Source organism: Gordonia sp. ABKF26, assembly GCF_041103195.1.
GTDB classification, from domain to species: Bacteria; Actinomycetota; Actinomycetes; order Mycobacteriales; family Mycobacteriaceae; genus Gordonia; species Gordonia terrae.
The window spans coordinates 2,820,922-2,828,800 of record NZ_JBGCVZ010000003.1 but is presented as its reverse complement, the minus strand read 5'-3'; the positions used below and the strand labels follow the sequence as shown (position 1 = coordinate 2,828,800).

The 7,879-nt window shown below is 67.1% G+C and carries 7 protein-coding genes; 2 read left to right on the top strand and 5 right to left on the bottom strand.

Annotated elements, in window-relative coordinates; all coding sequences use genetic code 11:
- Window positions 1-466: 466 nt before the first annotated feature.
- A complete protein-coding gene (locus AB4Z55_RS13195) occupies window positions 467-1,369 on the top strand; it encodes a hydroxymethylglutaryl-CoA lyase (RefSeq protein ID WP_239400835.1) in 903 nt (300 codons plus the stop codon).
- A 62-nt stretch (window positions 1,370-1,431) separates the two neighbouring features.
- Here AB4Z55_RS13195 and AB4Z55_RS13190 read toward each other — a convergent pair whose 3' ends face one another.
- A complete protein-coding gene (locus tag AB4Z55_RS13190) occupies window positions 1,432-1,875 on the bottom strand; it encodes a universal stress protein (RefSeq protein WP_004018865.1) in 444 nt (147 codons plus the stop codon).
- Window positions 1,876-2,048: 173 nt separating this feature from the next.
- Window positions 2,049-4,205 carry an excinuclease ABC subunit UvrB gene (gene uvrB / locus AB4Z55_RS13185; protein ID WP_033205868.1) on the bottom strand — a complete coding sequence of 719 codons (2,157 nt, stop codon included), beginning with the start codon at window positions 4,203-4,205 and terminating at the stop codon, window positions 2,049-2,051.
- A 145-nt stretch (window positions 4,206-4,350) separates the two neighbouring features.
- Here uvrB and AB4Z55_RS13180 point away from each other — a divergent pair, with 145 nt between their 5' ends.
- Window positions 4,351-4,944, top strand: coding sequence for a DUF402 domain-containing protein (locus AB4Z55_RS13180; protein WP_248642858.1), 594 nt, complete (start codon window positions 4,351-4,353; stop codon window positions 4,942-4,944).
- Between the two features lie 24 nt (window positions 4,945-4,968).
- On the opposite strand, the gene AB4Z55_RS13175 is transcribed toward AB4Z55_RS13180, so the two are convergent.
- The 3 genes from AB4Z55_RS13175 to aztD all read right to left on the bottom strand — a co-directional run bounded on the left by AB4Z55_RS13175 (window position 4,969) and on the right by aztD (window position 7,849).
- Window positions 4,969-5,376, bottom strand: a complete 408-nt coding sequence (locus tag AB4Z55_RS13175) for a hypothetical protein (protein ID WP_354563498.1) — start codon at window positions 5,374-5,376, stop codon at window positions 4,969-4,971.
- A gap of 197 nt (window positions 5,377-5,573) precedes the next feature.
- Window positions 5,574-6,470 carry a dephospho-CoA kinase gene (gene coaE, locus AB4Z55_RS13170; protein WP_248645611.1) on the bottom strand — a complete coding sequence of 299 codons (897 nt, stop codon included), beginning with the start codon at window positions 6,468-6,470 and terminating at the stop codon, window positions 5,574-5,576.
- A gap of 143 nt (window positions 6,471-6,613) precedes the next feature.
- On the bottom strand, window positions 6,614-7,849 hold the full coding sequence (aztD, locus tag AB4Z55_RS13165; RefSeq protein ID WP_033205893.1) for a zinc metallochaperone AztD: 1,236 nt from the start codon (window positions 7,847-7,849) through the stop codon (window positions 6,614-6,616).
- Between the last annotated feature and the right edge of the window lie 30 nt (window positions 7,850-7,879).

The following is a 7,879-nucleotide window of genomic DNA, read 5'->3' as shown; positions in this document are numbered from 1 at the left end:
GGCGCGTTGCGCCGCGGTCAGATCCAGCAGATCAACCCCTTCAGGCGCTCGGGGTGTCCCCGGGCGCCTATCTCCCCCAGTCCCATCTCGGTGGGACGCAGTGTCATCCATGCCTCGTCCGACGTCGGTTTCGGCGATAGGGTCGCTCGACGAAGACGCCCCCGCGTCCCCCCGCAGCGATCGTCGAACAGCAACGAATCATACGCGGTACATCGCTTTCGCTTCCGAAAGTGATACATCCCGCATCAAAGGACCCTCTGTGCCTGTGGTCCATTGTGAAAACTGGTGTGACAGATGGGATCACCCCAGTCAAGCAGGGTCACTCTGGTCACTCTCGCACCGTGTGTGCCGGCATGGGCCCCGCGGGATTCGGTCGTTCGACCGACAGCGGGATGGACTGAAGCGGAATGAGCGGGCCGAGGAGGCCCGATGGAGTCGCGGGAGCAGAACGGGCAAGATCGATCTCATGTCAGACGTGCAGTTGATCGAGGTCGGCCCGCGGGACGGGCTGCAGAACGAACAGACCCTGCTCTCGATCGACGAGAAGGTCGAGTTCATCACCCGGGCCGTGGACGCCGGCGTGCGTCGCATCGAGGCGGTCAGCTTCGTCAACCCGCGGCGGGTACCGCAGATGGCCGGCGCGGAAGAAGTCATGGAACGGGTGCCGCGAGGAGACGACGTCTCCTATATCGGGCTCGTCCTCAATCGCCGTGGCCTCGACCGCGCTCTCGCATCCTCGGTCGACGAGGTGAATGCCGTGGTCGTGGCCACCGAGGAGTTCAGTCACCGGAATCAGGGGTGCAGCGTCGCGGACACCATCGCGGCAGCCGTCGATGTCGTCCGCGATGCGCGGGCGGCCGGCCTCGCGACGACGGTGACCATCGCGGTCGCCTTCGGTTGCCCCTTCACCGGAGAGGTCAGTTCAGGCCGGATCTCCGACATCGTGGCCCGGCTGGCCGATGAGGCCGCCCCGGACGAGATCGCGCTCGCCGACACGATCGGAGTGGGAGTGCCGGCACAGGTGCGCGACCTCGCCCGGCGGACAGCAGAACATGCACCAGGGATTCCGCAGCGGTGGCACTTCCACAACACGAGGAACACTGGCTACGCGAACGCCCTCACCGCACTCGATACCGGCGCGCGTGCCCTCGACGCGAGTATCGGCGGCTTCGGCGGATGCCCGTTCGCGCCCGCGGCCACCGGCAACATCGCGTCCGAGGATCTCGTCTACGCACTCGACCGGTCGGAGGTCACGACCGGTGTCGAGATGCAGCGATTGGTCGACGCCGCACAGTGGCTGGGCGAGGCCCTCGACAAGGATGTCCCCGCACTCCTCGGACGGGCCGGACCATTTCCGGCCGCCCGCTGACACGGGGACATCTCGTCCGGGGCCTCACCACGATTGCGCAGTGACGACCCCGCGACACCGGTTCAGCCGGTGGTGTGCACGATCAGGACGTCGCAGGCCGACTTGCGGGCGACATCCGCGGGGACCGAACCGAGAAGCCGACCGGCGATCGAGTTCAGGCCGCGGTTGCCCACCACCAGGAGGTCGGCCTTGACGTCGCTCACGAGCTGCAGGAGCGCGTCGACCGGGGCTCCCTTGACCGGGCGCTGCACCACGTTGGTCGCACCGGCCTTGGCCGCGCGTTCTTTCGCGGTCCGGAGGATCTCCTCGGTCGGGGTCGACCCGGTGACCTGATACGCCTCGTCCTTGAGGACGTCGGCAGCATCCCCCGCGCCGCGCTCGTTCGGGAAGTACGCGCAGGCGATCACCAACTGGGCGTCGCCCGCGAGTGCACCCGCACGTTCCACAGCCTTCATCGACGACTCGGAGCCATCGGTACCGACGACGACGGTTTCGTAAGAGCTCATCCCAACCTCCCGACATGAAATCGCCTCGCTGCCCATCAGCGAGGCGTCACCGCGTATACCCGAACTGCAGGGGTCCTGCATCGGGACACTAGTTTGCCACGTACGTGTCTGTCCCCCGTTCGTGGTGATCGGCACACCGGCCGGTCACACAGCGCAGGGTGGAAGACGAGACCTCACTTGATGCCGGCCGCGTCCATCCCGCGCATCTCCTTCTTCAGATCGGCGATCTCGTCGCGGAGTCGGCCGGCGAGCTCGAACTGCAGATCCCGAGCGGCGCTCATCATCTGATCGGTGAGTTGGGACACGAGATCGGCGAGCTCGGCCCGCGGCATCATCGAGACGTCGCGCTTCTCGATCACGCCTGAACTGCCGGCCTTCGAGACCTCGCCCTGTGCGCGGCGTCCGCGGCTGGCATTGCGCCCGGAACCGCCGACCGCCACGGCCTCGTCCTCGGCCTCTCGGTACACCTGGTCCAGGATGTCGGCGATCTTCTTGCGCAGCGGCTTCGGATCGATGCCGTTCGCCTTGTTGTAGGCGATCTGCTTCTCGCGGCGTCGCTCGGTCTCGTCGATCGCATTGCGCATCGAGTCGGTGATCTTGTCCGCGTACATGTGGACCTCGCCGGACACGTTGCGGGCGGCGCGACCGATCGTCTGGATGAGTGAGGTGGTGCTCCGGAGGAAGCCCTCCTTGTCCGCGTCGAGGATCGCGACGAGGGACACCTCGGGAAGGTCGAGACCCTCACGCAGCAGGTTGATGCCGACGAGGACGTCGTAGTCACCCGAGCGCAGCTGGCGCAGGAGTTCGACGCGGCGCAGGGTGTCCACCTCCGAGTGGAGGTACCGGACCCGGATACCCAGTTCGAGCAGATAGTCGGTGAGGTCCTCGGCCATCTTCTTGGTCAGGGTGGTCACCAGGACGCGCTCGTCGCGGTCGGTCCGCTCCCGGATCTCGTGGACCAGGTCGTCGATCTGGCCCTTGGTCGGTTTGACCACGACCTGGGGATCCACGAGACCCGTCGGTCGGATCACCTGCTCGACGAACTCGCCGTTGGACTGGCCCAGTTCGTACGGCCCCGGCGTCGCAGACAGGTACACGGTCTGGCCGATCCGATCCACGAACTCGTCCCAGGTCAGCGGCCGGTTGTCCACCGCGGAGGGGAGACGGAAGCCGTACTCGACGAGGTTGCGCTTGCGCGACATGTCGCCTTCGTACATGCCACCGATCTGGGGCACCGTCACATGCGACTCGTCGATGACGAGGAGGAAGTCGTCGGGGAAGTAATCGATCAGCGTTGCCGGTGCGCTCCCGGCGGCGCGGCCGTCGATGTGCCGCGAATAGTTCTCGATCCCCGAGCAGAACCCGACCTGCCGCATCATCTCGAGGTCGTAGGTGGTCCGCATCCGCAGCCGCTGGGCCTCGAGCAGTTTGCCCTTGCCCTCGAGGTCGGCGAGTCGTTCCTCGAGCTCTCGCTCGATGCTCGCCATCGCCTTCTCCATGCGCTCGGGCCCGGCGACGTAGTGCGTGGCCGGGAAGATGCGCAGCGAGTCGACCTGGCGCACGACGTCACCGGTCAGCGGGTGCAGGTAGTACAGCGACTCGACCTCGTCACCGAAGAACTCGATCCGAACCGCCAGTTCCTCGTACGACGGGATGATCTCGACGGTGTCGCCGCGGACGCGGAACCCACCGCGGGTGAAGGACACGTCGTTGCGCGTGTACTGGACGTCGACGAGCAGCCGCAGCAACGCGTCGCGGTCGATCTCCTGGCCGACCTCGACCTCGACGGATCGGTCGAGATACGACTGCGGCGTGCCGAGGCCGTAGATGCAGGACACCGAGGCCACCACCACGACGTCGCGCCGCGACAGCAGGCTCGAGGTCGCCGAGTGCCGCAGACGCTCGACGTCGTCGTTGATCGACGAGTCCTTCTCGATGTAGGTGTCGGTCTGCGCGATGTACGCCTCGGGTTGGTAGTAGTCGTAGTACGACACGAAGTACTCGACGGCGTTGTTGGGCAGCATCTCGCGCAATTCGTTCGCCAGCTGCGCCGCGAGTGTCTTGTTGGGCGCCATCACCAGGGTGGGGCGCTGCACCTGCTCGATCAGCCAGGCGGTGGTCGCCGACTTACCGGTGCCGGTGGCGCCGAGGAGGACGATGTCCTTCTCGCCTGCGTTGATCCGTCGCGTCAGATCCTTGATGGCGGCGGGCTGGTCGCCCGCCGGTTCGTACTCGCTGACGACCTCCAGGCGCGCGTCGGACCGCTCGATCTCACCGACCGGCCGGAACTCCGAGTGCGCGATGACGGGGCGCTCTGCTGCAAAAGCCATAGTGCCAGGGTAAACGCGGCCTATGACATCGATGTTCCCGCGCGGTGCACGACCCCGAAGCTCGACGAACGCGGCGACTCCGAGTTCCGGCCCCGAGATCATCGGTCGCCCGGTGCAGACGCGGTGGCCTGTCTAGATTCGAGGCATGACGAACCCTCGCGGAGGCGCGGCCGAGACGGCACCCGAACCACGCCCGGCGCACCCGCCCAAGCGGGAGGTCTTCGACGTGCCCGCGATGACGAACACGGACAACAAGGGCTTCGTCCGTCAGGTCGAGGAGTACCGCGTCACCGATTACGGGCTGTACATGTCGCGGCACGCACCCGGACATCCCCGATTCGACCATCTGGAATCCTGGCTGCTACCTGCATTGGGCCTGCGCGCCAACATCTTCCACTATCAGGGCGGTTACCGCGAGGGGCAGCGTCTCTATCTGGATGTCGGCCACTTCGCCGGCCCCGACGGCGACGGGCGGTGGCACGCCGAGGACTGGTATCTCGATCTCGTCGACGTACCGGGCACCCCGCCGGTGCTGCTCGACACCGACGAGTTGCTCGAGGCGCATCGGGACGGACTTCTCGACACCGCACAGTGTGTCGAAGCCGTCGAGATCGCCACGCGAGCTCTCGTCGGCACGGCCGAGCACGGGAACGACGTCCAGGCCTGGCTGGACGCCGCGGCGGGGGGCGTGGTCGCCTTTCGCGACCATGACCATCGCCGCCGCGGCGACGCCCGGTAGCTCACCACCTCAGAGCGGCGGACCTCAGTAGGTGGGTAGGACGAAACACGACCCGTTGCGGATGAAATCCGGGAGCTGCACGCCGGTGCCGACGGTGACGGCGCGCGTCTTCTCCACCCCGTCGAGCGTGGCCTTCAGCTCATAGCGCCCGGGCGTCGACGGGCGCCAGGTCGGCCGCACCTCGGAACTCGTGGGCTTTTTGTCGTAGATGGTGACCGTGCGGCCGGCACCGACCAGCGTGACCTTCAGGTTCGACTTCGCCGACCCCGGATCACCCACGAGCACCGACAGCTCGTAGGCACAGCCCGCGCCGTACACGCCGTAGTTGAACGAGCCATTGGCCGACGACCCGTAACCCGGGAGGGTGTCCACCGCGATGCCCTGCAGTGCCGCCTCGGCCGGCGCGGCCAGTGCGACGCCAGCGCATGCCACTGCCCCGAAAGCTGTTGCGCCACCGATAATCCGCGCGCGACCCCGCTGTCCCCGACCGACCATGCTGTACTCCACTCCTACGCTCGTCCTCGACCACACCACCGTCGCGGTGGCGTGCGTTTCACAAGCTAGCAGCGCACACCGCGCCGTGTACGCATTTTGGCAACGTTTGTAGTCAGTTCGTGTCGCGGGACTCGTCAGCCGACGACGACGCGCACCGTGGCGGGTCGGCCGGGGTCGCACGAGCCGTACAGATCCGGCCCGGCCGGCGCGAATCCGCCGTCGGCGAGCCGGTTCGCCAGCCCCTCGGCGGCGTCGGCATCTCGGGCGGTCACCCGCAACTCGACGGCCGTGGCGTCGGTGACGTCGACCGCGGTGGCCAGTTCACCTGCCACGGCCCACAGCCGGTTCACCAGACGCGCCGACGGGCCGTCCGGGTTGGGCTCGGCGGCAACGAGTCCGGGGACCGGCTCGGCGACTCGGCGAGCGCGGACGTTCATCTCGAGAGGCACGAGACGCTCGTCCCAGATACGCGCCGCGGACGCCGCCAGGTCTTCGGGGGCGCCGGAGTTGTCCAGCCACACGTCGGCGACGGCTCGACGCTGTTCGTCGGTCGCCTGCGCAGCGATGCGGGCGCGGGCATCGGCCTCGGCGACCCCCCGCATCGTCGTCAACCGATGCAGCCGTACGTCGGCCTCGGCGAACACGATCACGACGAGGTGGAAGAACGGGGCCGTGTGATTCTCCACCAGCAATGGGATGTCTTGCACCACAATTGCATCCGCCGGCGCATCGTCGAGGATCGCCTGTGTTCGCGCCCCGATGAGCGGGTGGGTGATGCCGTTGAGCGTCGTGCGGGATTCGTCGTCGACGAAAGCCTTCCCGGCGAGCGCCGGACGGTCGAGACTCCCGTCGGCGGCCAGGATCTCCGGGCCGAACGCCTCGACGAGCGCGGCCAGACCCTCCGACCCGGGCTCGACCACCTCCCGGGCGATCTTGTCCGCGTCGATGATGTACGCGCCCCGCTCGACGAACGTCTTTGCCACGGTCGATTTGCCGGCTCCGATGCCACCGGTCAGTCCAAGCCTGATCACGCCCACCAGTGTGACAAACACCATGGCGCCGGAGTGTCGTCGGGGCGGTTGCCCGGGTCAGACACGCAGAGACCTCGTCTCGCGCAGCGCGGCCTGAGATCAGGAACACGCCGTCGAGACGAGGTCTCGTCGGATCGCCGGTGTCAGCCCGTGACGGCGGCGAGTTCGATGGTCTCGTGCGGCAACTCCGCCTCACCGACCTTCTCGTTCTTGTTCAGATCGACGGCGACGATCTTCTTGGCCGCCGGATCACTGACGTAGGCGATGCCCTCCTGGACCACGACATTCGGCATCGGGGACTGCCACTCGTCCGGTTCGCTCCACGCGCCGATCGTCGGGATGGTGGCGGTCTTGGTCGCCGTGTTGACGTCGTAGACGTGCAGCGCACCATCGGTTCCCAGGATCACGCCGGACCCGCCGGGCCCGCGCTCGATGGACCGGAAGCTGTACGAGGTGCCGAGATCGACCAGCCGCAGCTGACCGGTGCGGGTGTCGGTGAGCGAGAACCGGGTCGGCCGTTCGAGCTCGGCATCCGGGTCGGACTTGTAATCGCCGAGGATGATCGGCGACTCGTCACTGCCGGCCTGGTTGCCGATGCGGCCGTACGGGTCCGGGCTGTCGACCTTACGGATGTCGTTGCCGTTGACGATGAGCAGGCCGTCCTCACAGCCGAAGGCAAGGACCCCGCCGGCGCCGGCGGCTTCGCCGTGCACGCCCGGGCACTGGTCGTTGCGCACGATCTCCTTGCGCTCGCCGTCGAGGATCGCGACACCACTGCGCGAATCCTCGTTGCCGACGGTCACCACCATGGTGCCGTCCTCACGGAACACCGCGACCCCGTGGTGGGGCTCGGGAAGGGTGAAGGAGGTCGACGCCGCGTTTCCGCGCAGGAGTTCGGCGGGTTCGACGATGTCGACTTCGCCTGTCCCATCGGTGAACAGGGCGATCCGGGAATCGTGGGGCACAACGTGTCCCGGCTCCTCCCCGCCGAAGGTCATGTCGGTGAGGGCCGGAGTGGTCGTGTAGTAGTGACCGTGATCGCCGTGCTGACGCGTCCAGGTACCCATGTCGAGGACCCGGAACCCGTCCGATTCGGAGACGAAGACGTTCCGGCCGTTGTCGGCGCTGTTGAGCCGGATGAAGCCGTCGACCGGCAGGTCGGCGACCTGCTCGAGCGACTCGGCGTCGAGGACCAGGATGCCGCCGTCGTAGCTGAGTGCGAGACGTGGTGTGGCGCTCTGCTGCTCGACGGCCTTGGCCGAACTGGAGGCGGCCGGTGTCGAATCACCGGAATCTTCACTTCCACAGGCGACGAGCGCGAACGATGCGGCGGCGAGAAGCGCCAGAGATCGGGTCAGATTTGTCCGTTGTGCAAACACCCGGACAGTCAACAGTGGAATGAAAATCAT